Annotated in this window: 1 protein-coding gene; it reads right to left on the reverse strand. The window is 45.2% G+C overall.

Annotated elements, in window-relative coordinates; all coding sequences use genetic code 11:
• On the reverse strand, nucleotides 1-208 hold a 208-nt coding region (locus DM397_RS00050), incomplete at both ends, for a hypothetical protein (protein ID WP_162615399.1).

A 208-nucleotide genomic window follows, 5' to 3' on the forward strand; every position in this document is an offset into this window, starting at 1 on the left:
TGGAGCAGTTGTCCAAGTAGGAGCAGTTGTATCCTGAATGGTAATCACCTGAGTGAAAGTTTCAGATGTGTTACCGCAGTCGTCTTTAACTGTCCAAGTGTTGGTGTAAGTTCCAGCATTTCCGCATCCTTCAGAGGCAACGAACTGTCCGCTTACTTTAGTGATGTTTAGAACATCCGCATCGCATAAATCTGAAGCTGCTGGGATT

The sequence above is a fragment of the Flavobacterium nitrogenifigens genome, from assembly GCF_003254565.1.
Lineage (GTDB): Bacteria > Bacteroidota > Bacteroidia > Flavobacteriales > Flavobacteriaceae > Flavobacterium > Flavobacterium nitrogenifigens.